This is a genomic window from Roseinatronobacter ekhonensis (assembly GCF_900499075.1).
Taxonomy (GTDB): Bacteria; Pseudomonadota; Alphaproteobacteria; order Rhodobacterales; family Rhodobacteraceae; genus Roseinatronobacter; species Roseinatronobacter ekhonensis.
In genome coordinates, this window is record NZ_UIHC01000010.1 from 80,615 (window position 1) to 105,806 (window position 25,192).

The following is a 25,192-nucleotide window of genomic DNA, read 5'->3' on the forward strand; positions in this document are numbered from 1 at the left end:
CGGTGTCACCGGCAATGGTGGAAGTTTGGTCATTCCGGCGTGCCAAGCAGCGCCATGTAAAACCCGTCCAGCCCGCCATGCTCGGCCCAATAATCCGGGCGCGTGCGGATCGGACCATCAGCGGCCTGCCATTCGGGCGGCACCCCTGCTGTGGGCCGGTGCAGCAGGCGCGTGCCGGAATGACGCTGCAACGCGGCAGCGATCTGCTCTTCGCCCTCTGCCGGTAGAAGCGAGCAGGTGCAATACACAACCTCTCCGCCAGGTTTGACCAGACCTGACGACCGCTCCAGCACACGGTCCAGAAGCTGTGCTTGCAAGGCGCGCAGGTCGCGCAGCCCTTGCTTGGTTTTCAACAACGGCAGTTCTGGGTGACGGCGTAGAGTACCGGTGGCCGAACAGGGCGCGTCCAGCAGGACTGCATCGAAGGGCTGGTCCGGGGTCCATGTCAGCGCATCGGCGCGGACCACCTGTGCCGAAAGCCCTGTGCGCGACAGGTTGGCGCGCAACCTGTCCAGCCGTGCGCCGGAAATATCCAGTGCCGTGACCTCGGCCCCCATCGCCGCAAGCTGCATGGTCTTGCCGCCCGGTGCCGCGCACAGGTCCAGCACGCGGGTGTGCCCTGCCAGCCAGCGTGCGGGCAGCGCGCTCGCGGCATCTTGCACCCAGAATGCGCCCGCCTCGTAGCCCGGCAATGCGCTGACCTGCTGACCGGCGGGCAGGCGCAGGGTGCGGGTGGGCAGCGCCGCGCCGGTCAAACCGTCGGGGCTGGGCCCGTGCAAGGTCAGATCAAGGGGGGGCGCGGATTCGATTGCGGTTTCGATCGCGACCGTCGCGGCGTTGCCATAGGCGTTTTGCAACCCACCGCGCAGCCAGCCGGGCAGCCGGGGGGTGGGCGCGCTATCCCAAGCGTCTGGCAACATGTCGGCTACGCGGCGCAACACGGCATTGCCCAAGCCCGCGAATTTCGGGGCGACCTTGTGTAGCAGTCCCACCGTGTCGTTGATCACGCCATGCGCGGGGGCCCCAAGCGCGCCCATTTCCACTACCGCCAGCCGCAGGGCCCAGAGCACAATCTCTGGCGGGGTTTTGCGCAATGGCGTGCGCAACAGGTGGTCCGCACGGCCATGATGGCGAAACGCTGCCAATGCCAGCCGCGCGGCGCGGGCCTGCCCCTCTGGCGGTAGCACGGTGAAGGGGCGCGGCTGCACCTCTGTCAGGCTGCGTTCTTCTTGCACAACGGCCATGACAAGCGCGTGAGCGGCAGCGCGGGGCGCATGAGAGGGCAGGGCGTCGGGCATGGTTTCTTGTCCTTTGATGCGGCTGCGGTATATCAGGGGGGACGCCATGACAAGCAGGCCCAAGATGACCGACACGCCAGACACACCTCCCGAAGATACAGTCGAGGACGAGGCCGCCCGCCGCGCCAAACTGCCAGAGGTTGCGCGCCGCGCCCTCGAAGAGGCCGACGCGCGCCGCGCCGCCGCGCAGGACGCCGCGATGCCGCGCGAGTTGGGCGGGCGCAAAGGCCCCGAACCCGTCCGCTATGGCGATTGGGAAAAAAAGGGCATCGCGATAGATTTCTGATCTATGTGTAACGGGTCCGGGCAAATGGGCGTATAGCAACTGGACAGACCGCAACCGGAGCCTTTGACATGCCGACTATGCGCCGCCTGATCCCGACCCTTGCCGTCTGCCTTGCCTTGGGCGGGGCCGCGAGTGCTGACCCGGACCGCTGGCAATATGCTTGGCCGGATACCGATTTTGCCCAAAGCACGGTCGATTTCGATGAGATCCTGTCGGGCGGGCCGCCCAAGGACGGTATTCCCGCCATCGACGCGCCGCAGTTCCTGCCCGCGCAGCAAGAAGAACGCCTGTCGCCGCGCGAGCCCGTCCTGACCTATGTGCCTGACGGCGCGCCCGCCCGTGCCTATCCGGTTCGCTACCTTATGTGGCACGAGATCGTGAATGACGTGGTCGCGGGCAAACCCATAGCTGTCACCTTCTGCCCCTTGTGCAACACTGGCATGGTGTTTGATGCCCGCGTGGACGGCGAGGCGCTGACCTTCGGCGTATCGGGCAAACTGCGTCATTCCGATATGATCATGTATGACCGCCAGACCGAAAGCTGGTGGCAGCAGGCGACTGCAGAGGCCATTGTCGGCGAGATGACTGGCACCGACCTTGTGCAGCTTCCGGCATGGATGGAAAGCTGGGACAGTTTCCGCGCGGAACATCCGGACGGGCTGGTGATGGATCAACCGTCATCCCCGCGCAGCTACGGCGCGAACCCATATGCCAGTTATGACACGTCAGAGCGCCCGTTCCTCTATCGCGGTGAAAACCCGCCCCATGGCATTCACCCGCTCGCGCGGGTTGTGCGCGTTGGCGATCGTGCTTGGCCGCTGGAGCGGTTGCGCGACGCAGGCGAGTTGCGTGAGGGCGGCGTTGTGCTGACATGGCGCGCGGGGCAGGCCTCTGCGCTGGACACCCGAGAGATCGGGGCAGGGCGCGAGGTGGGCAATGTGCGGGTGCATGATACCCAAGGTCGCGCGCTGGTGCATGACATTCCATTTGCGTTCGCGTTCCATGCCTTCCAGCCGGACGGGGAATGGATGCTGGGGCCATGACAGGGGCACTGGGATGTTCCGCCATATTGTGCTGACGCGGTTCAAGCCCGACGTGTCGGAAGCTCAGATCGCGCAGCTCTATGACCGGCTGTCGGCACTGATTGACCGCCATCCCGGTGCGCGGGGCTTTCTCGGCGGCCGCTCAACCAGCCGGGAACAGATGGAGCGTGGCTTCCTTCACGGCTTCACCATAGATTTCGACGATTGGACGGCGCTACAAGCCTATGCCGATGACCCGGACCACCGCGCGCTGAGCGCAGAGCTTGTCGAGTCTGCGATCGGGGGCCGTGACGGGCTGATCGTTCTGGATATCGAGGTGCCGGGGCAGGATGACCCGGCCAAGCCCTAGCCGCCCACCCGGCTCATGCCGTGCGCCAGTGCATCGCGCACCCTTGCAATGCGCGCGACATGCCGAAGCGCCCGCGGAACCACCAGCCAGACCGGCAGGCGGGGCAGGGTGATGAAATCCGCGATACGTTGCACACGGCGGTCGTCATCGGCGATCACGGTCTGAAACCCGCCAATCCCGGCCCCGGCGCAGACCAGCGCCCAATTCACGATCTGATCGTCGCAACGCGTGGCGAAAAAATCGCGCGTCACCGGCATACCTTGTTCGCTCAGTAGCCGCACGATCAGGTCGGATCGGTCATAGCCGACGAAATCCAGGTCCATCAGGTCTGCCGGGCTGGTCGGGATGCCGACCCGTTCCAGATAACTGCGCGCAGCATATAGCCCCAGCGGCAACTCTGTAATTTTCTGCGCCACAAGGTCGCCACGGTCGGGGCGGAACATGCGCAGCGCGATATCGGCCTCGCCATGCAGCAGGTTTTCAGAGGTGTCAGAGGCGACCAGCTCCAGTGCGATCCCCGGCTCTTCTGCGCGCAGCTGCGCAAGGATGGGCGGCAGATGCCACTGTGCCACCACGCGCGCGGCGGTAATGCGCACAGTCCCCGTCAGCGCAGCGCTCGACCCGGCGGCCGTAAGGCTTAGCCGCGCGGCGGCGGCTTGCATGTCTTGCGCGTCGTCCAGCAGGCGCAGGCCGAACGGTGTCAGATGCTGTCCGTCCGGATGGCGTGTGAACAGCGGCTGGCCAAGCGCCGCTTCCAGCAGCCGGATATGTCGCCCCAATGTCGGTTGGCTGTGCCCGCCATCGCGCGCCGCCGCCGAGAGCGACCCGGCTTGCGCCACGCGCAGGAAGCTTTGCACCAGTGACCAATCAAGACGCGATAAATCCATTCATAAATGAATAGCGGGACGTCACTTATTCGCAATCCCCATGCGCGAACTTTCGTGCGAATTGTCATGGATCAGGATTGGGAAAGGACATCGTATGTCACAAAAGGTATTGATATTGGGCGCATCCGGAACGATCGGACAGGCCATGGCGCAGGCTTTTGCCGCAGCGGACTGGCAGGTGCGCGACTACAAGCGCGGCACCGATATTGCGCGGGCCGCCGACGGGGCGGCGCTGATCGTGAACGCGATGAATCCGCAAAACTACCATGACTGGGCGCAGCAAATACCCGCGATTACCGCGCTTGCCATGCAAGCCGCTCGGGCCAGCGGCGCACGGGTGCTGGTTCCCGGGAATGTCTATGTGTACGGAACGCAGCCGGACCCGTGGTCGGCGCAGACTCCGCACAAGCCCTGCACCCGCAAGGGCCGCATTCGCGCCGAGATGGAAGCCGCCTGGCGCGACTCCGGCGTGCCTGTCACCATCCTGCGCGCGGGCGATTTCATTGCTCCGCACCGGGGCGGTCAGGTCATGGGATCGGTGGTTCTGAAGAACTTGGACAAGGGACAGTTGACCACCTTGGGGCCGCCGGATGTGCCACGCGCCTATGGCTTTACGCCGGATGTCGCGCGCGCAGCGGTTGCCTTGGCGGCGCGGGACGACCTGCCGCGATACGCAGATATCACGTTTCCCGGACATACCTTCAGCATGACAGAACTGGCCACAGAGATCGCGCGCCAGACCGGGCGCAGGCTTCGCGTGCAGCACTTCCCATGGTGGGCGATGCGCCTTGCCGCCCCAGTATGGGAACTCGGGCGCGAGATGACCGAAATGCGCTACCTGTTCGAGCACCCGCACAGCTTGAGTGAGAAAGACCTTCTCAGCTACTTGCCGGGATTCCGTCCGACGCCGTTTCAGGACATGGTCAAGCAATTGATCGCGCGCCCGCCGCGCATGTGACGGGTGCTGCACTGGTGGAGAACCAGTTCGCACCGCCTTGGCAAGACTTGATGACGGCGACATTGCTGGTCGTCGCGCCAAAGCACCGACTTTGCCAGTGGCTGGACATACCGCGTCAGTGCGTGGCGATGCCCGATTTCGCAGATGGCCTGAAAGACGGTTCCCGGCTTGGTTTCTATGCTAGCGTGACGCCCAAGCAGCCAAAGGTCAGGGGCCGGTTCGGGCGACCATGCACAGGGTTACGATACCGGAACGGAAATGCCTTTCTCCCGCGCAAGCGTGCGCATGCGTGCCTGAAGCTTCTCAAACGCGCGCACCTCGATCTGGCGGATACGCTCGCGCGACACGTCATAGCGTTGCGACAAGTCTTCGAGCGTGACAGGGTCCTCGCTCAATCGTCGCTGCGTCAGCACATCGCGTTCGCGGTCATTCAGTGCGTCCATCGCTTCGGTCAGCAACTCGCGCCGCAGGTCCAATTCGTCACGCTCAGCATAATCCTCTGCCTGATTGGCGCTTTCGTCCTCCAGCCAATCCTGCCAGCTTGCCGTTCCCTCTTCGCTGCCCACCGTGGCGTTCAGCGACGAATCCCCGCCCGACAGGCGGCGGTTCATAGAGATCACCTCGGCCTCTGTCACGTTCAGGTCATTGGCAATGCGCGCGACGTTTTCGGGCCGCATATCGCCATCTTCAAGCGCCCCTATCTTGGACTTCGCCTTGCGCAGGTTAAAGAACAGCTTTTTCTGAGCACTCGTGGTGCCCAGCTTGACCAGCGACCATGACCGCAGGATGTATTCCTGAATGCTGGCGCGGATCCACCACATTGCATAGGTCGCCAGCCGGAAGCCCTTTTCGGGATCAAAACGCTTGACCGCCTGCATCAGCCCGACATTCGCTTCTGATATCACTTCGGCTTGCGGCAGTCCGTAGCCGCGATAGCCCATCGCGATTTTTGCGGCCAGCCGCAGATGGCTGGTCACAAGCTGGTGCGCTGCGTCTGTATCCTGATGGTCGACCCAGCGCTTGGCCAGCATGTATTCCTGTTCCGGTTCCAGCATCGGAAAGCGGCGGATTTCCTGCAAATAGCGGTTCAACCCTTGTTCGGGGCTTGGTGCCGGTAGATTTGCGTAGCTGCTCATGCGCACTCTCCTGTCTGAACTTATGAAATATGAACAATGCAGCGCAGCTTCAACCATGCCACAAATTAATGACGCGATCGTTAACGGGTCAGCCGGTTGCCAAGGTATCTATCAGCCCGCGCATGTCCGCGGGCAGCGGCGCATGAAATTCCATCATATCGCCCGTATCTGGATGCTCGAAGCCCAAGGTTTCGGCATGGAGCGCCTGACGGGGAAAGCCCGCCACTGCCGCCACGGCCTGCGGCCCGACCGCCGCGTCGCTCAGCTTGCGCCGCCCGCCATAAACCGGATCGCCCACCAGCCCGTGGCCCGCATGGGCCAGATGCACCCGAATCTGATGCGTGCGCCCGGTTTCCAGCCAGCACTCCAGCAGTGCCAGCGCAGGCGGGGTGCCGTAGCTTTGCAGCACACGCGCGCGGGTTATGGCATGTCGCCCGTTCGCCCACACGACGGCCTGTTTTTGCCGGTCCGTGCGATGGCGCGCCAGTTGCGAGGTGATTTTCAGGATATTCCCAGCCTCGAAGCTGGTCCCGCGCACGCCGCGCAGGCGCGGATCGCCCGCATCCGGCAGGCCATGCGCTAGCGCCATGTAGCGCCGCATCACGCTGTGGCGTTCGAATTGCGCGGCAAGGTGATGATGGGCATGGTCGGATTTTGCCACCACCAGCAGTCCCGAGGTATCCTTGTCGATGCGGTGGACAATACCGGGCCGCTTCTCTCCGCCAATGCCCGACAGGCTGTCGGCGCAATGATGCAGCAGCGCGTTCACAAGTGTCCCGTCGGGCGATCCGGGGGCGGGGTGCACCACCATCCCAGCCGGTTTGTTGACCACAACCAGCGCGTCATCCTCGTAAACAATATCGAGCGCGATGTCCTGCGCCACGGTTTCCACATCGGATGCCGCCTCGACCCGCAGCACCAATACATCCCCCTCGGCGACCTTGGCGCGCGGATCATCCGTGACCGTCCCGTCGCGCCAGACACAGCCCTCGGCAATCATCCGCATCAGCCGCGAACGTGATAGCGCCGCTTCTTCTGGCACATCGCGCGCCAAAGCCTTATCAAGCCGGGCAGGCGGGTCCGCCGCGATCACGACCCGCAATTCGGTGAAAGGTGCCTTGGCCATGTCATTGCCTCCAGACGATCAACAAGACGATCAAGACGCTGCCATGCCCCCCGATGTCCGCTTCGTCAAGCGCTTGGTCGTGGTCTTGACCACCGTCATGATCGCGGGTCTGGTGCTGATCGCGGGGCTTTTGGTGGTCCGCATCACCCAGGTGCCCGCGCCCCTTGCCATGCCCGACAGCCTTGATCTACCTGCAGGCACGACACCCGAAGCCGTGACCCTCGCGCGCGATTGGGTTCTGGTGCTGTCAGGCACCGAAATTCTGCTCTTCGACCGGGCATCTGGCGCGCTCGCCCATCGCATCGCACTGCCCTGATCCTTTCATCTTGCCCCAAATACTCACTGTTGGCCCGTAAACCACGCGCGCAACAGCGGCATTGAAGCGCTGGGCGTGGCCCACTAGCATGGTGAAAACACACCCGGAGGATTCATGAGCCGCACCATCACCCAAACCATCGGCGAGGCACAGGTCAGCATCATCACCGATGGCGCCACGACCTTCACGCCCGACCTGTTCCCCGAAACCGACGCAGCCCAGATCGGCGCGCTTCTGGCAGAGGCGGGGACCGACCAGATCGCCACGAATTTCAACGCGGTGCTGATCCGCATGGGTGGGCGCACCATTCTGGCAGATGCTGGCCCGCGCGACCTGTTCGGGCCGAGTTGCGGGTTCCTGGCCGAGGGGCTGGCCGAACTGGGTGTCGCGCCCGAAGACGTGGACACACTGCTCGCCACCCATTTGCACCCCGACCATGTCGCGGGGATGATCACGCCCGGCGGGGCGGCGGTTTTCCCCAACGCGACCTTGCACGTGACAGAGGCCGACCGCGCCTTCTGGTCCGATGACGCGCATTTCCAGCGTGCTTTGTCGGGGATTGCCGATTGGGCGAAGCTGGCGCAGGCGGTGCTGGCGGCGTACGACGACCGGCTGGTGATGGCGCGGGACGGGTCAGAGGCTGCTCCGGGCCTCAGCTTCATGGACCTGCCGGGCCACACGCCGGGCCATGCCGGATGGCGGCTTGAGTCTGCGGGCGAAATGCTCATCCACGCTGGCGACATCGTCCACGCCCCGGCGCTGCAACTCGCGGACCCGACTGTGGCGATTTCCTTCGACATCGACATGAACACCGCCCGCGACACGCGGCGGCAGCTTCTGGAAGAGATCTACGCCGACAAGGCTCTGTTCACCGGCGGCCACTTCCTGTCGCCCGCGTTCAACCGGCTGAAGCGCGAAGGGATCGGCTTCAAGCTGGTGCCCGGGGTGTGAGGTTTCATGCAGAGCGCCAGTGCCGCCGCGCCGGGTGGCGGGTTTGAGCCCGCAGCGGTCATTGATTTTGTCATCAACCTAACGGACACTTTGGTTTTGCGGGTATGCATCAATGACGTTGGTGCCGTTGGTCTCTCGAAAAGGGAACGCGATTGATGACAGGCGATAGGGCGTTGTTTCATTACTGCAGCACACAGACCGGATTCGCCATACTCCAGAAACGAGAATTTAGGCTTTCGGCTCTGTCTTCTGCGAACGATACACTTGAAGGTCGAGTGCTCGGTCGAGTATTTGCTCAGCTTCTGCGCGAGACTGACCTGCCGCCAGAACTGGTAGATGTTGCATCAATAATTGTAGAGGGATACCCCGATTCTACTGAAGGCTTTGCTTTCTGCCTTTCAGAAAAGGGCGACCTATTGAGCCAATGGCGCTCCTATGGTCGCGACGGGTCTGGGATAGCTATTGGGTTTTCGCCCGATGTTCTCGTGAAGGACTTTGGTGACGTTAACTTTGGGGCGAATCTCTATGAGATGGTCAAGGTAGAGTATGGGGCAAAAGGTATAAAAAGTTCTCTCAAATCAATTGCAGACTCGGTGGGAGCAGAGTTCACAAAGTTCGGAGTTTTTGCTCGTCTCAAAGATGGAATCACAAAAGAGCGTGCTTTGCTGATGCTTGCTGATCGCGAGCGAGAAGCAAAGGTATTCGAAAGCGCGAATGATAACGCATCCGAGCTTCTAGCTAGATTATTGAAATCTCTGGCACCGCTTCATTTCCAGATATACGGAACAAAGCCAGAGCATTTCCATGAGGAATGTGAGTGGCGTTTGCTTCGCTATCGCCACAAAGTTGCGTTGCCAGACATCGAGTATTTTGCGGATGAACACTCGATTCGACCTTATATCACAGCCCTCATTGCAGACCCTGCCAGTAAAGTGATTGAGGAAGTCATACTTGGCCCCAAGCACCGAACGAATCTAGAATGGATGCGGGCATTTTTGACATCAGTAGGGTTGTCACATGTTCGGGTGAGCCGTTCTGCAATCGAAAGCTACAGGTGAATTCTCCGTAGACGAAACGGTGCCTACCCAAAAAAGAACTTACAGCAGCTTGTCCGCATAGCTGCCATCCAACTCCGAACAATTTCCCGGCCCGGTTAACAGCCGCGCTCTGCGCGGCCCGGGCAGCGCCCGACCGCCCCGGGGGCGGGCGCTTTTGCGCCGTCTGCGCGGGGATCAAGGGCGGGAGAGGCTGCGCCATAAAGTGGCGACCACCGATGCAGCACGCGCCCACCCGCGGTCGGGCGCTGCCCGCCATCCCCATCTTGTGACATTCCGCCCCTCGCATATGTCCCCCCATCCGCGTAAGCAGGGGCAAAGCCAAGGGGCCACAGATGCAGCCAGACTACCCGAAAACCCGTGACATCCTGCTCATCGGCGGTGGTCATGCCCATGCGCTTGTCTTGCGCAAATGGGGGATGAAGCCCATGGCGGGGGTGCGCCTGCGGGTCATCACCCCCAGCCCCATTGCGCCTTATACCGGCATGCTGCCGGGGGCCATCGCGGGGCATTACACCATTGACGAGATCATGATCGACCTTGTCCGCCTGTGCCGATTCGCGGGGGCAGAGGTGATCCTCGACAAGGCGGTGGGCCTCGACCCCGTGGCCAAGACCGTCACGCTAGCCAGCGAGCGGCAGGTCGCGTTCGACATTGCGTCCATCGACATTGGCATCACCTCCGACCTGCCGCAGACCGCAGGGTTCACCGACCACGGCGTCAGCGCGAAACCCTTGGGGGGCTATGCAGCGAAGTGGGAGGCGTTCTTGCAAACCGCGCCACAGGCCCCGAACCTTGTCATTATCGGCGGTGGCGTCGGCGGCGTGGAACTGGCGCTGGCCCAAGCCTACCGGATGCAGCAGACCGGCCGCCGCCCCACCATCACGGTCGTCGACCGCAACGCCCAGCCCTTGGGCAATATGGGCCTCAAAGCGCGCGCGGGCATGGTGGACGCCATGCGCCGCTACGGTGTGGGCCTGCATCTGAACGCATCCCCCGCGCGGATCGGCGCGGATGCGGTGGAGCTGAGCGACGGCACGCGGCTGCCGTCGGATTTCACGCTATCCGTGGCCGGCTCACGCCCGCAGGACTGGCTGCAAGACACCGGGCTGGACCTGGAGGACGGGTTCATCAAGGTCGGCCCGACGCTCGAATCCTCTGCCCGCGATATTTTCGCGGTCGGCGATTGCGCGCATCTGAGCCATGCACCGCGCCCCAAAGCGGGCGTTTTCGCGGTGCGCGAGGCGCCCTACCTGTATGACAACCTGCGCGCGCGGGCTTCGGGCGCGCCCCTGCGCCGCTACCAGCCACAGCGGGACTATCTGAAACTGGCGTCCTTGGGTGACAAGCGCGCCTTGGCCGAGAAATTCGGGCTGCGCAGTGGCGGCGAATGGCTGTGGTGGCTGAAGGACAACATTGACGAACGCTTCATGGCCAAGTTTCGTGACTACCCGGCCATGCCCACACCCAAGCTGCCGGAGCCGCACGCCAAAGGTTTGGCCGCCGCGATGGGCGCGAAACCGCTATGCGGTGGCTGCGGGTCGAAGCTGGGCGCGGGCGCGCTGGGGCGTGCGCTGGCGCGGTTGCCCCAGACAGACGCGGAGCGCACGCCCGGCGATGATGCTGCAGTGCTGCGCGGGCCGGATGGCGCGCAGGTTTTGTCGACCGACCATCTGCGCGGCTTTGTCAGCGACCCGTGGCGCATGGGGCAACTGGCGGCGATCCATGCGTTGGGTGATGTCTGGGCCATGGGGGCCACGGCGCAACTGGCGCTGGCGCAGATCATCCTGCCGCGCCTGTCGGAGGCCTTGGCAGAGCGGATGCTGGGGGAGATCCTTGACGGTGCGCAGTCCGTCTTTGGTCCGGCGGGGGCCCCGCTTGCGGGTGGCCACACGACCACGGGGGCCGAAATGGTGGTGGGCTTTGCCGTCACCGGCACCTGCACAGCGCCGGTGCCCAAGCGCGGGGCGCAGGTGGGCGACCGGCTTATTCTGACCAAGCCGTTGGGAAGCGGTATTATTCTGGCCGCAGAAATGCAGAATATTCGGCTGCGGACTGGCCTGTTGGGGCCGGTCTGGGCGGGCTGCATCGACAGCATGGCCCGCCCCATGGCAGCAGATGCCACCCTGCTTGCACCCGTGGCGCGCGCGATGAGCGATGTCACCGGCTTCGGGCTGGCGGGGCATCTGTCAGAGATGCTGGGCGACGGCCTGACCGCCACGCTGGAGATGGACGCGCTGCCGGTCTTGAACGGTGCAGAGAAGCTGGCCGCACAGGGCGTGCGCTCTACGCTTGCACCTTCGAACCGCGCGGCCCTGCGCCCCGAATGGGATGGCCCCTTGGCCGATCTGCTGGTGGACCCGCAGACCTGTGGCGGACTGTTGGCCGCCGTGCCGCCAACGCAGGCCGAGGCGACGCTGGCACAGTTGCAGGCCGCACACGTGCCCGCGCGGATAATCGGCGCGGTGGTGGCCATATGAAGGGCCGACGGATGCAAACAGCCTTTGGCGCGCTCAAACGCCTGTGGCGCCGTGCGCCGGTCCTGACCATGGCCATGGCGCTGGCGCTGGTGCTGGCGACGGTTTTCGCGTTGCGCCTTGGCATCGCGGTGCTGCATTGGAACGCCGCCCCGACCGACCCGGAACTGGCTGGCTGGATGACCCCGCGCTTCGTGGCGCATTCGTGGAAGGTACCGCCAGAGGTGATCTTGCAAAGCCTGACGCTGGAGCCGGACGGCTCTGGTCGCCGGATCACCTTGGCGGAACTTGCGCAGGCACGCAGCACGCCGCTGCCGGTGCTGCTAGAGCACTTGCAAGCTGATATCGCCGAGCACCGCGCAGGCCATGGATCATGAGCGATACGCTTCTCGCATTGGTCTCGACCTACGGGCTTTGGATCGTGGTCGCGTCGGTTTTCCTGTCCTGCCTTGCGGTTCCGATTCCAAGTTCGCTTGTTATGCTTGCAGCGGGTGCCTTTGCCGCATCCGAGGATTTCGTGCTGTGGCAGGTGCTGGCCTGTAGCTGGTCTGCTGCGATTCTGGGCGATCAGGCCGGCTACCAGTTGGGCCGCATTGGCGGGCCGCCTTTGCTGGAACGGCTGGCAAGAGGGCGCAGCCGCGCACGGCTGATCGCAACAGCCCGCCAGATGGTGCACCGTCACGGTCCGGTCGGGGTGTTTCTGTCGCGCTGGCTGTTTTCGCCTTTGGGGCCGTGGGTGAACCTGATCGCGGGGGCAGCGGGTCTGCCGCGCGGGCGGTTCACCTTGTGGGACGTGATGGGCGAGGCGGTCTGGGTCGCGCTCTATGTCGGGCTGGGCTATGCTTTCGCCGCGCGGCTGGATGCGCTGACAGAGATCGTGACGGAATGGTCGGGGCTTGTGGCCTCGGTCGGGTTGGGCCTTTTGGTTGCCGGTTTGCTTATGCGGCGCGTGCGGCGGCGGTGGCGCTTGCCCCGTTAACTCAGGTCGCGTCGCAGCACCGCATTGGGGTAGGTTTGCCCGTCCAGAACAAACTGCGTCCGCCCTGCGACGCTGAATCCATGGGCTGTATAAAAACCCTGTGCGCGTTGGTTCTCGCAATTCACCGTCAGCCAGAGCACGGGGCTTGATCGGCCCGCTGCGAGAGACACGGCATGCGACAGCAAGGCACGCCCGATCCCTTGGCCTTGGAGCGGTGGTCGAATGTAGAGCGTGGCCAGCTCGGTTCCAACGCACCCCGCGATCGGAGAGCTTTGACCGTGTTTCAGGCGGATATAGCCCGTCACGCCGGTATCGTCCTCGGACAGAACCAACTGATCGGTTGCAATGGCGCAGGCAAAACTGTCGGGGCTGAATTTATCCAAGACGTATTCGGCAAACGGTTTGGAAAGACCTCTGGAAATATAGGTGGTCAACCAGACCTCGACCGACAAAGCGGCCAGACAGGATGCGTCGCAGGCGCGGGCAGGGCGCAGGCGCACCAAGCCCGTTCACCCCATCGCATAACCCGCGCCGCGCACGGTGCGGATCGGGTCTTCGCCACCCTGCGACAGAAGCGTCTTGCGCAGGCGACCGACATGCACATCCACCGTGCGCGTGTCGATATAGATGTCGCGGCCCCAGACACGGTCCAGCAGCGCCTCGCGGGTCCAGACCTTGCCGGGGCGTTCCATCAGCGCGCCCAGCAGGCGGAATTCGGTTGGCCCCAGATGCAGCACTTGCTCGCCCCGCGTCACCCTGTGGCTGTCGGGGTCCAGACGGATATCGCCGACTTCCAACGCTTGGCCGGTTGCGGTCGGGCGCAGGCGGCGCAGGTTGGCGCGGACGCGCGCGATCAACTCGGCCACCGAATAGGGTTTGACAATGTAGTCATCCGCGCCGGTTTCCAGCCCCCGCACGCGGTCGGATTCTTCGGATCGGGCAGACACCATGATGATCGCCGCATCGCGCCCCGACGGTGTCGCCTTGAGTTGGCGGCACACTTCCAGCCCCGACAGGCGCGGCAGCATCCAGTCCAGCAAGATCACGTCCGGCCCTTGTTCGGCTACCGCCAGAAGCGCCTCGTCACCGTCCTTGGCGGTGACAACGCGGAACCCGGCAGCTTTCAGGTTGTAGCTGAGTAGGGCAAGCTGGGCGACCTCGTCATCGACGATCAGCACCAGCGGCGTGTCTGCATCTGCCATCTGTGTCAGTCCCTGGGCGCGGCGATCGTTGCGGTGGAATGGCCCTTGTCGCGTTCAATCCCGGTTTCGCCTTGGGTTACGAAGATGATGTTTTCGGCCCCATGCGTCACCAGATCGCCCATGCGCTCTATGTTCTTGGCAATGAACACATAATGCAGGCAGGGCGTGATATTGCGGGGGTCTTCCATCATATGGGTGATGAATTCGCGAAACAGCGCGTTGGTCATGTCATCGACCTCGACATCGCGGGCAATTACATCGCGGGCCAGCTCGGTATCGTTGCGCGCGAACGCATCGAGCATGTCGGTCAGCATCTGACCCACAAGCCGGGCCTGACGGCGCAATGCGCCCGCCGCCCCGTCGATCAGCGGGCTCGTAGCCAGAACCGGAACGCGTTTGGCCATGTTCTTGGCGTAGTCGCCCAAGCGTTCCAGATCGCCTGCGGTCTTCATGACCGCCACAGCGGTGCGCAAATCGCTGGCTTGCGGCTGGCGCAAGGCCAGCAGGCGCACCACCTGGTTGTTGATGTCTTCCTCGGCGGAATCGATGGCCTTGTCCCCGTCAACCACGATCTCTGCCAATTCCTCATCGCGAGATTCCAGCGCGCGGGCGGCGTCTAGGATTGCGGCCTCGACCTGCCCTCCCATCTGCAAGACGCTGAGGTTGATTGCTTCCAGATCCTTGTCGAAAGCAGAGGCGATATGCGGTTCCATGGATGAGTCCCTTTTCTCTGCGGGTGGGGTAACGTCAACATGTGACGGTTACGTGACAACTGTCAGCTTAACGGCAGAATGGTCTCGAAAGTAGACCCCTCGCCGGGGTGGCTGCGGATAATTAGCCGACCGCGGTGCCGTCCCAAGATATGCTTCACAATCGCCAGCCCCAAACCCGTGCCGCCGCTTTCGCGAGAACGGGCGCGGTCTGCACGGTAGAATCGCTCTGTCAGGCGCGGAATATGGATCGGGTCGATCCCCTCGCCATAGTCGCGGATGCCAAGCCGCAAAGCAGGCCCGTCCAGTCCGGGCAGGCGCGGGACCACGACGCCAGTTATCTCGATCACGCCGCCATCCGCGCCGTACTTCAACGCGTTTTCCACCAGGTTGTGATAGACCTGAACCAATTGGTCGTAATCCCCCGGCACAGACGACAGGTTTTCGGGCAAGTCGCATGTCACGTGCAATCCTGCCTGTTCGATTTGCGGGCGCAGCGCGGCAAGGGTGGCGTGAAGCACCATGTCGATTGCGACAGGATCGCGCGGGCGGATGCGAGCGCTCGCCTCGACCCGCGACAGCGACAGCAGGTCGGCCACAAGCCCGGTCATGCGTTCGGTCTCGTTTTGCATGATCGCCAGAAACTCGTTGCGCGCGTCGGGGTCTTCGGCGGCCGCGCCTTGCAGCGTTTCCAGAAATCCGGCCAGCACCGTCAAGGGCGAGCGTAGTTCGTGGCTGACATTGGCGACAAAATCGCGGCGCTGGGCTTCGGCGGCTTCCAATTCGGACGTATCGCGCAGGCTGACCACGAAGGCGTGCGTGTCCATGCGCCGCGCGGTCACTTTCCAGCTTCGTTCGCTGCTGGCGTCCGATGTGGAATACGCGGCGCTGCCGGTATCTGCCCCGGCTATCATGCGCTCCAACATCGCCGTCACTTCTGGCTGGCGCAAAAGCGCGCGCAACTGCGCCCCCATAATGCGCTTTCCGAACAGTTCCAGTGCTGCGGTGTTCGCGGTTTCGACCGTCCCGTCCTCACGGACCACAAGGACCGGTTCGCTGAAAGCTTCGAGCAGGGCTGTAAAGGCATTGGGCGACATGGCGGCGATCTTGCGTTGGCACGGGCGCGACGATGGCGCTGGGCTGGGGCGGGGAATGGATGCGACGTTGGTTTAATGACATTGCACGATGTGCAACTGTTTCGTGAATGTTTGTAACAAATTGATGACGGTTTGCGCGAATGGCGTGTTCAAGGCGTCTTGGCATCACGGATGTTGGGAACGGGGCACAGCGTTTGCTCTGGCAGGCGGCCCACAAGCTGCTCAGAAAATAGGCGGCCCCTGCCGGTCAGACGCGCAGGGCAAAAACGGGTAGCTATGGCATTTACATGTTTCAGACACTGGTAAACACTCCGTTTAATGGTAGCGTCATGTTGACAAAAGGCGCAGGCGAGACGGGCCAGACCGGCAAGGCATGAAGGGGCGTTTGATGAGCGACGGCAAGATTTTCGATGAAATGTGGGGGCATGACGAGCAGTTGCGCGGCGCCTATCACGGGTTTCACGACTGGTTCGCCGACGAAGACCCCGCCCGCCTGCGCGCAAAACAGCGCGAAGCGGAAGAACTGTTTCGCCTGACGGGTATCACCTTTAACGTTTATGGCCGGGCAGAGGCCGAGGAACGGCTGATCCCGTTTGATATTATCCCGCGTATCATTTCGGGCGCGGAATGGAGCAAGCTGTCACGCGGGATCGAGCAGCGGGTGCGTGCGATCAACGCATTCTTGCATGACATTTATCACAACCGCGAAATCGTAAAGGCGGGGCGTCTGCCCGAAGCCATGATCTCTGGCAACGAAGCGTATCTGCCGCAGATGGTGGGCGTGCAGCCGCCTGGCGGCGTCTATACCCACATTGTCGGCATTGATCTGGTGCGCACCGGACCGGGCGAGTTTTTCGTGCTGGAGGATAACGCGCGCACGCCTTCTGGTGTCAGCTACATGCTCGAAAACCGCGAAACGATGTTGCAAATGTTCCCCGAGCTGTTTTCGCGCAACCGTGTGCGGCCTGTGCAGAACTACCCGCTGGATTTGCGCCGCTCGCTTGCCGCCTGCGCCCCGTCCGGCACATCCGGCAAACCCGTCGTCGCGGTCCTGACACCGGGCATCTACAATTCCGCGTATTATGAGCACGCGTTTCTGGCCGACCAGATGGGGGTCGAACTGGTCGAAGGGCACGATCTGCGCGTTGTTGATGGCCGTGTCGCCATGCGCACCACACGCGGCTACACGCCGGTCGATGTGCTCTATCGCCGGGTGGATGATGATTTTCTCGACCCGCTCAACTTCAACCCCGACAGCGCGCTTGGCGTGCCCGGCATTATGGATGTTTATCGCGCGGGCGGGATCACGATCGCCAACGCGCCGGGCACCGGCATTTCGGATGACAAGGCGATCTACAGCTACATGCCCGATATCGTCGAATTCTACACGGGCGAGCGACCGCTATTGCAAAACGTGCCGACTTGGCGCTGCTCGGACTCCGATGATCTGGCCTATGTGTTGGACAATCTGGCCGATCTGGTTGTTAAAGAGGTCCACGGCTCCGGCGGCTACGGCATGCTGATCGGGCCGACCGCCAGCAAGAAGGACATCGCCGCCTTTCGCCGCAAGTTGAAAGCGCGGCCCTCCAATTACATCGCGCAGCCCACGCTCAGCCTGTCGACCGTGCCGATCTTTGCGCGCTCGGGTCTTGCGCCGCGCCATGTGGACCTGCGCCCATTCGTTCTGGTCAGCCCCGAAGGCGTGAAAATCACCCCCGGCGGGCTGACACGGGTGGCGTTGAAAAAGGGCTCTCTGGTGGTCAATTCCAGCCAGGGCGGGGGCACCAAGGACACTTGGGTGCTGGAGGAGTAAACACATGCTGGGAAAAACCGCAGGCGGCCTGTTCTGGATGTATCGCTACCTGGAACGCGCCGAAAACACCGCCCGCCTGATCGAAGCAGGCCAGCGCATTGCTCTGACCCGTCTGGAAGCCGGCGATGCGGAATGGACATCCATCCTGCAATCGGCGGGCGTGAAAGGTGCGTTCGATCTGGAATATGACGCTGTCACGCGGGACGCGGCGGTAGACTGGATGCTGCGCGCCAAGGCGAACCCGTCCTCTGTGCTGTCTTGCATAGAATCGGCGCGGGAAAACGCGCGCATGGTGCGGACTGCGCTGACCGGAGAGGTCTGGAACGCGACCAACGCCGCCTACATCAAGATCCGTGAAAAGCTGGCGCGCAAGGTGTCAGAGCGTGACCTGCCAGAGGTGCTGCGCGAAATCCGCCAGCACACCTCGCTGGTACGGGGCATGACCCATGGCACGATGCTGCGAAATGAAATCTATGATTTCGTGCGGCTTGGCACCTTTCTGGAGCGCGCCGACAACACCGCGCGTATTCTGGATGTGAAATACTATGTGCTGCTGCCTTCGGTCAGCGCGGTGGGGACCTCTCTGGACAATGTGCAATGGGAAACCATTTTGCGCGCGGTGTCGGCGCGGGGGGGCTTTCGCATGGAATACGGCCCCGGCGGTGGACCGGCAGAGATTACAGAGTTCCTGACGCTCAACAAACGGATGCCGCGATCCTTGGCGTTCTGTGTGGACAAGCTGCGATCCAACTTGCGCTATCTGCACAGAGGCGTCGAGGGGCAGTTGCCGTCGCTGGCGATGCTCGACCATCTGGAACGACAATATCTGAGCCATGACATTGCGGCCGTGTTCGAACGCGGTTTGCATCAATTTATCGAGGAAATCCTGGACCAGTTGGGCCGTATCGCCCGCCAGATCGAGATTGATTTCCGCTTTTTCCAGTGAGTGCCATGCGCCTGAAAATCGAACACCAGACGGTTTATACTTTCGAAACCCCAGTCAGCTATGGTCTGCAACAGCTCCGCAAAACTCCCAAATCGGCGCGATTTCAAAAGGTGCTGCATTGGGAAACCAATGTTGCGGGCGGGATCAAGGAGGTGACGTTCGAGGACCACCATCACAATGCGACAGAACTGGTCAGTTTCAGCCCCGACACACGGGAACTGTCCGTGACAAGCCGGGGAGAGGTCGAATTGTCCGACGATTCCGGCATTGTCGGGCCGCATCGGGGGCCGGTGCCGCTGTGGCTATACCTGCGCGAAACCCCGCGCACACAGGCCCGCACAGGCGTGCGCGCGCTGCTGCGCGACATCGGTGCGGGGAATGATCTGTCAGGTCTGCACGACCTGTCGGCGGGTATCCGCGACCGTATCACATTCGAGATTGGCGCCTCTGAAAGCAGTTGGAGCGCGGAAGACGCGGTCGAAGCCGGACGCGGCGTCTGTCAGGACCACACCCATGTGTTCATTGCCTGCGCGCGCCGCCTGGGCGTGCCGGCGCGCTATGTCTCTGGCTACCTGATGCTGGACGAGAGAACCGCGCAGGACGCCATGCATGCTTGGGCCGAAGCCTATGTCGATGGCTTGGGTTGGGTCGGGTTCGATGTGGCAAACGGGTATTCGCCCGACACGCGCTATGTTCGCGTCGCGACAGGGCTGGACTACAGAGAGGCCGCGCCTGTATCTGGGCGCTATGCGGGTGGCATGGGCGAATCGTTGTCGGTTCGCATAGATGTCGCCCAACAATAGTGAAGGATTGCGGCCATGACCTATTGCGTGGGAATGGTGCTGGAGCGTGGTCTGGTCTTTATGTCCGACACGCGCACCAATGCGGGGCTCGACAACATCTCGACCTTTCGCAAAATGACCATCTGGGAAACCCCCGGCGAATGCGTCATCACCATCATGTCGGCGGGCAATCTGGCGACCACGCAAGCGGTTGTCAGCCTGCTGGAAGAGCGCGCGAAATCGCCAGAAGAACGCACCCCTGCTTTGCTGGGTGTGCCGTCCATGTTCCAGGCCGTGCGGATGGTTGCGGAAACCCTGCGCGAGGTGATCGGCCAGCACGGCAATGGCGGCCTGCAATCCGAGGCGTCGTTCAAGGCCACGCTGCTGGTAGGCGGTCAGGTCAAGGGCAGCGCACCCCGTCTGTTCATGGTCTACCCAGAGGGCAATTTCATAGAGGCCAGCACCGACACCCCGTTTTTCCAGATCGGAGAGACGAAATATGGCCGCCCCATCCTTGTGCGCGCCTTCGATTCGGGCATGAGCTTTGAAGAGGCGATGAAGCTGCTACTGGTCAGCTTCGATTCCACCGTGAAGGCAAACCTGAGCGTGGGTGCCCCGTTCGACTACCATTTCTACGCCGCCGACAGCCTGACCACAGGACGCGCCGGGCGCATCGCGCTGGATGATCCGTATTTCCAATCCGTCTCGCAGGATTGGGGTGACAAGCTGAAAGCCGCACTTGACAGCCTGCCGGGATACGAGTTCGAAGGCTGATTTAGAACAACAAGACTGACGCCACCCGTGCTATCTTTCGCGCCTGACCCCTTGTGCGAGAAGGTTTCACAATGCAGCCCACCCCTTACCTGTTTTTCGCAGGCGATTGTTTTCAGGCCATGTCACTCTATGCCGATGCACTGAACGGCAAGATCGGGATGGTGCTGCGCAATTCCGATTTTCCCCCAGACGACCGGATGCCCGGACAAGACGACCTGGTCATGAACATGTCAATCGTGACGGATGGCGGGACGATCTACGGGTCCGACAATTCCGAAGAAATGTATGAGGCCCCACAAGGGTTTCGCCTGCATCTGGATGCAGCGTCGCAGTCGGAATTCGACCGTTTGTTCGGCATGCTTGCCGCAGATGCGCGCACCGTGGAAATGGAACCGGCCGAGGTGTTCTGGGCCGAGCGGTTCGCCATGTTCACCGACCGCTTCGGCACGCCCTGGATGCTGGATTTCACCGGAAACAAAGGCTAGCGCCGTGCGCTCAGTCCGGCTCTGGTCGGTCGCGATCGGCGTCCAGGACCTCACGCAGCGCTGTCAGGCCCGGCAGCAAAGCTGCCACATGGTCCAGTGAAATGCTTTGGGAAATGCGTGCGATATCCGGCGCGAGCGCCGCAATGGCATCCTCGCGAAATTGCCGCCCTTTGTCAGTGATATGCACCAGCTTCGAGCGGCCGTCCTTCGGGTTGGGGCGGAACTCTATCAGGTCTGCACGTTCCAGCACGGCCAATGAGTGCGTCATCGACGTTTTCGGCACTTGAAACGCGCGGGCAAGTGCCAAGGGGGTGCGGCCGTCGCTGGTCCGAACAAGATGGTTGAGCACCGAGAACTGCGCCACGACAAAGCCCGGCGGTAACCGGGCTTCGAACATGGTGCGGGACAATTGCTCGATAATTCCGATCTCGTTGAACAATCGGAAATATGCGGAAGGTCCGGTTTCAGACATGCATTATCCTGTTTTCCAACGGCCAGCGCGGGCTTTTGCCAACCTGAACGCCATAGCCGATACGCGCCAGCATTTGCACGGTGCTGCCCTGCGGCGCAAGCCGCGCGTGGATGGCACGATAATATTCCTCCACTTCCGGGTATTCCTGCAAGGCTTGGCTGAGCGGTTGAAACCCTAGCCCGAGGCCCGCTGCCGCCAGGTTCACGCGCAACCAATCGGCCCCGACGGCGATCTGGCTTTCGCGCGAATTATCTGCCGTGACAAGCCAGACATGCCCCATCGCTGTGTCCGTATTGGCCAGCACCGCATCAACGCCCGAGCGATACGCGAAATGCGACGTATCCGCCGCCACCTCGCGGTTGAATTGCCCTGTAAGGCGCAACGCTTCGAACATCGGGCCGGTGAAGTCGATGCCGTCGGGGTTGGCATCAACCTCGGCATGGCCGATGCGGAACAAATCGACACTTTCCTGATGGGTGCGCGGCGTTTCGATCTCGCGCCGCAGTGCTTCGTGCGTCAGTTTGCGCAGTTCGGCAATATCGTCCATGTCTATCGTGCCACCGAAACCGGTTTGCAGGCGGGTCGCGCGGCCAAGCTGGCGGATCGCGTTGGCATCGACTGTGCGGGTCGTGTCGAAAGGTTCCTTGTTGGACCGCCGGTCATGGACATAAGCGAATAGCGGATCGCGCTGGGCTGTCGTGTCGGCGGTGAAGGTAATTTGAGCAACGGGTCGCGCATCGATCTGTTCGGGGTCGCTGTCCTGTGGGAATAGTGTCTGGGTCGTACGATAGCCTGCTTCGGCCGCCGCCATGCGCAACAGTTCCAGAAAACACCCCAACCCGATGGTTATCTGGCGGTCATATGGGTCCGTATGCGGCAGACGGCGGTTTGGGTCGGCAAAAAGCGTCACTGTATCATTTTGTGACAGGTCGACCAGCCACGGCTGGCGGTTATGCGGGTTGGGCGCGAGCAGGGCCCAAGACAGCGCCGCCATGCGGGGGTCGGAATAGTCGCCCGGATTTTCCCATGGGGCGTGGGCGGTTTGTGGGCGGCGTGTGATTGCATAACCGGCGGCACCGCCTGCGGCCAGAATGGCGCCGCCGCCAATCATCATGATCATCTTGCGTCTGGACAGGGTCATAGTAAGCTCCAGTTAATACGATAACGTACCATATAGTGCGTTATCGTATTAAATGCAAGAGACTTCAACTTGCAGGCTGCAAACATTAAGACGCCCCTGCAAATGAATGCAGGGGCGAGTTTGCAAACCGTCAATGATCGCAGAAGGTTAGCCCAGCAAGCGCCGCGCGATGACATGTGCCTGAATTTCGGCGGCCCCCTCAAAGATGTTAAGGATGCGCGCGTCGCACAGGATGCGGCTGATCTGGTATTCCAGCGCAAAGCCATTGCCGCCGTGCACCTGCAACCCGTTATCAGCACAGGACCACGCCACGCGGGCGCCCAGAAGTTTGGCCATGCCCGCTTCCAGATCGCAACGACGCTCTGCGTCTTTTTCTGCCGCGCTGAAATAGGTGAGCTGGCGCGCAACCATGATCTCTACCGCCATCATTGCCAGTTTCGCGCCCACACGGGGGAATTCGATCAACGATTTGCCGAATTGCTTGCGGTCTTCGGCATATTGCATCGAGACTTCGAGCGCGTTTTGCGCCACGCCAATGGCGCGGGCGGCGGTCTGGATGCGCGCGGATTCAAACGTCTGCATCAATTGCTTGAAGCCTTGACCCTCGACGCCGCCAAGCAGGTTGTCGCCCTTCACCTTGAAGCCGTCAAAGCCTAGCTCGTATTCCTTCATGCCGCGGTAGCCCAGCACCTCGATCTCTCCGCCAGTCATGCCGGGTGTGGGGAAGGGGTGCTCGTCGGTGCCCGGCGTTTTTTCGGCCAGGAACATCGACAACCCGCGGTAATCCTGCGTGTCGGGCACAGTGCGGGCCAGCACGGTCATCACATGCGTGCGCGACGCGTGGGTGATCCACGTCTTGTTGCCGGTAATTTCCCAGTCGTCGCCCGTCTTGACCGCGCGGGTGCGCAGCGCGCCCAGATCGGACCCTGTATTGGGTTCGGTGAACACAGCCGTGGGCAGAATTTCGCCCGAGGAGAGCTTTGGCAACCAATGCTCTTTTTGCTCCTGCGTGCCGCCGCAGATGACCAGTTCGGCGGCAATCTCGGTGCGGGTGCCGAGCGACCCAACGCCGATATAGCCGCGCGAGAGTTCTTCCGAGACGACCACCATGGAAGATTTCGGCATGCCCAACCCGCCGAATTCCTCTGGAATAGTCAGGCCGAACACGCCCATTTCGGCCAGTTGTTCGATGACCTCCATCGGGATCAATTCATCCTTCAGGTGCCATTCATGCGCGTGCGGCGCGATCTGTTCATCCGAATAGCGGCGGAACTGGTCGCGGATCATTTCCAGCTCTTCTTCCAGCCCCGTTGCGCCAAAGGTCGCGCGGCCGTGGTTTTCGCGCATCAGTGCGACCAGACGCATGCGCGCAGCGTCGGTATTGCCGCTTTCGCGCAGGCTGCGCACTGCATCGGTCTGGAATTCGGACAGATCGGACCAATCCAGACCCATGTCCGTCATGCGCACCATCTCGCCCTGGTTCATCGGGATGCCGCCAGCGATTTGTTGCAGGTATTCCCCAAATGCAATCTGGTGGATCAGCGCCTCCATCTCGCCAAAGCGCCCCTCGGATTGCAGCGCCTCTGCCCAAGCCTGCATTTGGCGCAGGCTTTCAATATAGGTCGCAAGCCATGCCAACCCGTGTGCGGCGTGCTGGTCCACCTCCAGCAGCGCGGCATCGACCTTGCCTGCCGGGGCGACGCGGGCGCGCACGGCATCGGTGGCCTTGGTCAGCACCGACTCTGCCGGCGCAATGGCGGCGCGGGTCAGCGCCAGCAGGTCGGGCAGCAGGGTGGTGGGCATTGTCTGGCCATCATGGGGCATGGTCACTCTCCGCGTTTGGTTCGGGAATATCTTTGCAGTTGCAGCATCACATAGAGCCTTCGTCACCTCAGAGCAAGAAAAATTCAATAGCGGCCCTAAAGCTTGCCGAAAATGTCGCACCGCAGTTCTGGGGTGCAGGCCGGTTTGTTCACATGTATAGCACATGAAACAACAGGACGCAGGACGCATGTTCGCCATTCTACCCGACACCCTGACCCTTGCGCTGATTTTGGGCGCGATGTTTATCGCGTTCTGCGCGGGGCTGGTCAAAGGCGCACTTGGCTTTGCGCTGCCGATGATCATGATCTCTGGCTTGGGCAGCCTTATGCCGGTGGAACTGGCCCTGGCGGGGCTGATCCTGCCTACGCTTGTCACCAACCTGTCCCAAGCCCTGCGTCAAGGCTGGCGCGCTGCTTGGGGGTCGGTCACGGTGTATTGGCGGATGCTGACGGCGCTGGTGGTCTGTTTGCTGGCCAGCGCGCAGCTTGTGCCGTTCGTGTCCGAACCGGTGTTGCTGGCATTATTGGGCGGGCCGATCTGCGCATTCGCGCTGTCGCAGCTTGCAGGCAAGGTGTTGGTCCTGCCCGTCGCGCGGCGGCGGCGCGGCCAATGGCTGAGCGGCGCGGTCGGCGGGCTCTATGGTGGGCTGTCCGGGGTGTGGGGTCCGCCGGTTATCGCCTACCTGATCGCGGTCGATACCGGCAAGCGGGACATGGTCCGCATCTTGGGCGTCGTCTTTCTGATAGGTGCGGTGGCGATGGTGGGCGGACACGCGGCGTCAGGTGTTCTGACGGCGCAAAGCGTGACATTTTCGGCGGTGCTGGTTGTTCCCGCGCTGCTTGGCTTGGGTTTGGGCTACCGCGTGCAGGACCGGCTGGATGCCGCGCGCTTCCGGCGCTGGACCCTGATCATGATGGTGTTTCTGGGCTTGAACCTGTTGCGTCGGGCCTTCGGGTTCTAGAGCGCGTCCGGTTTGACCAGATTCAGGATTCCCTTACTTCATGATCCATGATTCCATGTCTTTGAGCAGATATGGAGATAACAGATGGGCAAACCACATCCACTTGCGTTGCGAGAGCGCGTTG

Annotated in this window: 27 protein-coding genes; 16 read left to right on the forward strand and 11 right to left on the reverse strand. The window is 62.3% G+C overall.

The genetic code is table 11. The features are described from left to right. Positions 1–29: 29 nt before the first annotated feature. Positions 30–1,298 (reverse strand): RsmB/NOP family class I SAM-dependent RNA methyltransferase, encoded by a 1,269-nt coding sequence (locus tag ROE7235_RS07070; protein WP_121094106.1) that lies wholly within the window; start codon positions 1,296–1,298, stop codon positions 30–32. Between the two features lie 64 nt (positions 1,299–1,362). On the opposite strand from ROE7235_RS07070, the gene ROE7235_RS07075 reads away from it, so the two are divergent. The 3 genes from ROE7235_RS07075 to ROE7235_RS07085 all read left to right on the forward strand — a co-directional run bounded on the left by ROE7235_RS07075 (position 1,363) and on the right by ROE7235_RS07085 (position 2,976). Further along, complete coding sequence (locus tag ROE7235_RS07075) at positions 1,363–1,584, forward strand: DUF1674 domain-containing protein (RefSeq protein ID WP_121094035.1); 222 nt, start codon at positions 1,363–1,365, stop codon at positions 1,582–1,584. A gap of 77 nt (positions 1,585–1,661) precedes the next feature. Next, entirely contained in the window at positions 1,662–2,627 is a 966-nt protein-coding gene (locus ROE7235_RS07080; RefSeq protein ID WP_121094037.1) for a DUF3179 domain-containing protein, read from the forward strand. A gap of 13 nt (positions 2,628–2,640) precedes the next feature. Continuing rightward, a complete protein-coding gene (locus tag ROE7235_RS07085; protein ID WP_121094039.1) occupies positions 2,641–2,976 on the forward strand; it encodes a Dabb family protein in 336 nt (111 codons plus the stop codon). Here the strand turns inward: ROE7235_RS07085 and ROE7235_RS07090 are convergent. Next, the gene (locus ROE7235_RS07090; RefSeq protein ID WP_121094041.1) at positions 2,973–3,863 is read right to left on the reverse strand and encodes a LysR family transcriptional regulator; all 891 of its coding nucleotides are present in this window, start codon (positions 3,861–3,863) and stop codon (positions 2,973–2,975) included. The genes ROE7235_RS07085 and ROE7235_RS07090 overlap by 4 nt on opposite strands. 94 nt (positions 3,864–3,957) lie before the next feature. Here ROE7235_RS07090 and ROE7235_RS07095 point away from each other — a divergent pair, with 94 nt between their 5' ends. Next, positions 3,958–4,821: an NAD-dependent epimerase/dehydratase family protein gene (locus ROE7235_RS07095; protein ID WP_121094043.1), complete on the forward strand. Its 864-nt coding sequence runs from the start codon at positions 3,958–3,960 to the stop codon at positions 4,819–4,821. Positions 4,822–5,060: 239 nt separating this feature from the next. Here the strand turns inward: ROE7235_RS07095 and rpoH are convergent, their stop codons facing one another. Next, a complete protein-coding gene (gene rpoH / locus ROE7235_RS07100) occupies positions 5,061–5,957 on the reverse strand; it encodes an RNA polymerase sigma factor RpoH (RefSeq protein ID WP_121094046.1) in 897 nt (298 codons plus the stop codon). Positions 5,958–6,045: 88 nt separating this feature from the next. Next, complete coding sequence (locus ROE7235_RS07105; protein WP_121094048.1) at positions 6,046–7,083, reverse strand: RluA family pseudouridine synthase; 1,038 nt, start codon at positions 7,081–7,083, stop codon at positions 6,046–6,048. Between ROE7235_RS07105 and ROE7235_RS07110 the strand changes: the two genes are divergently transcribed. The 6 genes from ROE7235_RS07110 (at position 7,082) to ROE7235_RS07135 (ending at position 12,861) form a co-directional block, all read left to right on the forward strand. After that, positions 7,082–7,399, forward strand: coding sequence for a DUF6476 family protein (locus ROE7235_RS07110; protein WP_245963898.1), 318 nt, complete (start codon positions 7,082–7,084; stop codon positions 7,397–7,399). The genes ROE7235_RS07105 and ROE7235_RS07110 overlap by 2 nt on opposite strands. Positions 7,400–7,513: 114 nt before the next feature. Further along, positions 7,514–8,350, forward strand: coding sequence for an MBL fold metallo-hydrolase (locus tag ROE7235_RS07115; RefSeq protein ID WP_121094050.1), 837 nt, complete (start codon positions 7,514–7,516; stop codon positions 8,348–8,350). Positions 8,351–8,505: 155 nt separating this feature from the next. Further along, a complete protein-coding gene (locus tag ROE7235_RS07120; protein WP_121094052.1) occupies positions 8,506–9,408 on the forward strand; it encodes a DUF2971 domain-containing protein in 903 nt (300 codons plus the stop codon). A gap of 332 nt (positions 9,409–9,740) precedes the next feature. Further along, positions 9,741–11,885 carry a selenide, water dikinase SelD gene (gene selD, locus ROE7235_RS07125; RefSeq protein WP_121094054.1) on the forward strand — a complete coding sequence of 715 codons (2,145 nt, stop codon included), beginning with the start codon at positions 9,741–9,743 and terminating at the stop codon, positions 11,883–11,885. An 11-nt stretch (positions 11,886–11,896) separates the two neighbouring features. Further along, positions 11,897–12,259, forward strand: coding sequence for a hypothetical protein (locus tag ROE7235_RS07130; protein ID WP_121094056.1), 363 nt, complete (start codon positions 11,897–11,899; stop codon positions 12,257–12,259). Beyond that, the gene (locus ROE7235_RS07135) at positions 12,256–12,861 is read left to right on the forward strand and encodes a DedA family protein (protein ID WP_121094058.1); all 606 of its coding nucleotides are present in this window, start codon (positions 12,256–12,258) and stop codon (positions 12,859–12,861) included. Before ROE7235_RS07130 ends, ROE7235_RS07135 begins: the two co-directional genes overlap by 4 nt. Here ROE7235_RS07135 and ROE7235_RS07140 read toward each other — a convergent pair. The 4 genes from ROE7235_RS07140 to ROE7235_RS07155 all read right to left on the reverse strand — a co-directional run bounded on the left by ROE7235_RS07140 (position 12,858) and on the right by ROE7235_RS07155 (position 15,870). Continuing rightward, a complete protein-coding gene (locus tag ROE7235_RS07140; RefSeq protein ID WP_183073375.1) occupies positions 12,858–13,361 on the reverse strand; it encodes a GNAT family N-acetyltransferase in 504 nt (167 codons plus the stop codon). The genes ROE7235_RS07135 and ROE7235_RS07140 overlap by 4 nt on opposite strands. A gap of 9 nt (positions 13,362–13,370) precedes the next feature. Then, complete coding sequence (gene phoB, locus ROE7235_RS07145) at positions 13,371–14,063, reverse strand: phosphate regulon transcriptional regulator PhoB (protein ID WP_121094062.1); 693 nt, start codon at positions 14,061–14,063, stop codon at positions 13,371–13,373. Between the two features lie 5 nt (positions 14,064–14,068). Next, complete coding sequence (gene phoU, locus ROE7235_RS07150) at positions 14,069–14,776, reverse strand: phosphate signaling complex protein PhoU (RefSeq protein WP_121094065.1); 708 nt, start codon at positions 14,774–14,776, stop codon at positions 14,069–14,071. 62 nt (positions 14,777–14,838) lie between these two features. Beyond that, positions 14,839–15,870: an ATP-binding protein gene (locus tag ROE7235_RS07155; protein ID WP_121094067.1), complete on the reverse strand. Its 1,032-nt coding sequence runs from the start codon at positions 15,868–15,870 to the stop codon at positions 14,839–14,841. 388 nt (positions 15,871–16,258) lie between these two features. On the opposite strand from ROE7235_RS07155, the gene ROE7235_RS07160 reads away from it, so the two are divergent. The 5 genes from ROE7235_RS07160 to ROE7235_RS07180 all read left to right on the forward strand — a co-directional run bounded on the left by ROE7235_RS07160 (position 16,259) and on the right by ROE7235_RS07180 (position 20,670). Further along, a complete protein-coding gene (locus ROE7235_RS07160; RefSeq protein ID WP_121094069.1) occupies positions 16,259–17,683 on the forward strand; it encodes a circularly permuted type 2 ATP-grasp protein in 1,425 nt (474 codons plus the stop codon). A gap of 4 nt (positions 17,684–17,687) precedes the next feature. After that, positions 17,688–18,629 carry an alpha-E domain-containing protein gene (locus tag ROE7235_RS07165; RefSeq protein WP_121094071.1) on the forward strand — a complete coding sequence of 314 codons (942 nt, stop codon included), beginning with the start codon at positions 17,688–17,690 and terminating at the stop codon, positions 18,627–18,629. Positions 18,630–18,634: 5 nt separating this feature from the next. Then, a complete protein-coding gene (locus ROE7235_RS07170) occupies positions 18,635–19,432 on the forward strand; it encodes a transglutaminase family protein (protein WP_121094073.1) in 798 nt (265 codons plus the stop codon). Between the two features lie 15 nt (positions 19,433–19,447). Next, complete coding sequence (locus ROE7235_RS07175; protein WP_183073377.1) at positions 19,448–20,185, forward strand: proteasome-type protease; 738 nt, start codon at positions 19,448–19,450, stop codon at positions 20,183–20,185. Between the two features lie 71 nt (positions 20,186–20,256). Further along, entirely contained in the window at positions 20,257–20,670 is a 414-nt protein-coding gene (locus tag ROE7235_RS07180) for a VOC family protein (protein ID WP_121094075.1), read from the forward strand. A 10-nt stretch (positions 20,671–20,680) separates the two neighbouring features. On the opposite strand, the gene ROE7235_RS07185 is transcribed toward ROE7235_RS07180, so the two are convergent. The 3 genes from ROE7235_RS07185 to ROE7235_RS07195 all read right to left on the reverse strand — a co-directional run bounded on the left by ROE7235_RS07185 (position 20,681) and on the right by ROE7235_RS07195 (position 24,107). Next, positions 20,681–21,142, reverse strand: coding sequence for a MarR family winged helix-turn-helix transcriptional regulator (locus ROE7235_RS07185; protein WP_121094077.1), 462 nt, complete (start codon positions 21,140–21,142; stop codon positions 20,681–20,683). Further along, positions 21,135–22,283, reverse strand: coding sequence for an Acg family FMN-binding oxidoreductase (locus ROE7235_RS07190; RefSeq protein WP_245963899.1), 1,149 nt, complete (start codon positions 22,281–22,283; stop codon positions 21,135–21,137). The genes ROE7235_RS07185 and ROE7235_RS07190 overlap by 8 nt, the downstream gene beginning before the upstream one ends. Before the next feature lie 147 nt (positions 22,284–22,430). After that, positions 22,431–24,107: an acyl-CoA dehydrogenase family protein gene (locus tag ROE7235_RS07195; protein WP_121094079.1), complete on the reverse strand. Its 1,677-nt coding sequence runs from the start codon at positions 24,105–24,107 to the stop codon at positions 22,431–22,433. Between the two features lie 163 nt (positions 24,108–24,270). On the opposite strand from ROE7235_RS07195, the gene ROE7235_RS07200 reads away from it, so the two are divergent. Further along, positions 24,271–25,068, forward strand: a complete 798-nt coding sequence (locus tag ROE7235_RS07200; protein WP_245963900.1) for a sulfite exporter TauE/SafE family protein — start codon at positions 24,271–24,273, stop codon at positions 25,066–25,068. Positions 25,069–25,192 lie beyond the last annotated feature (124 nt).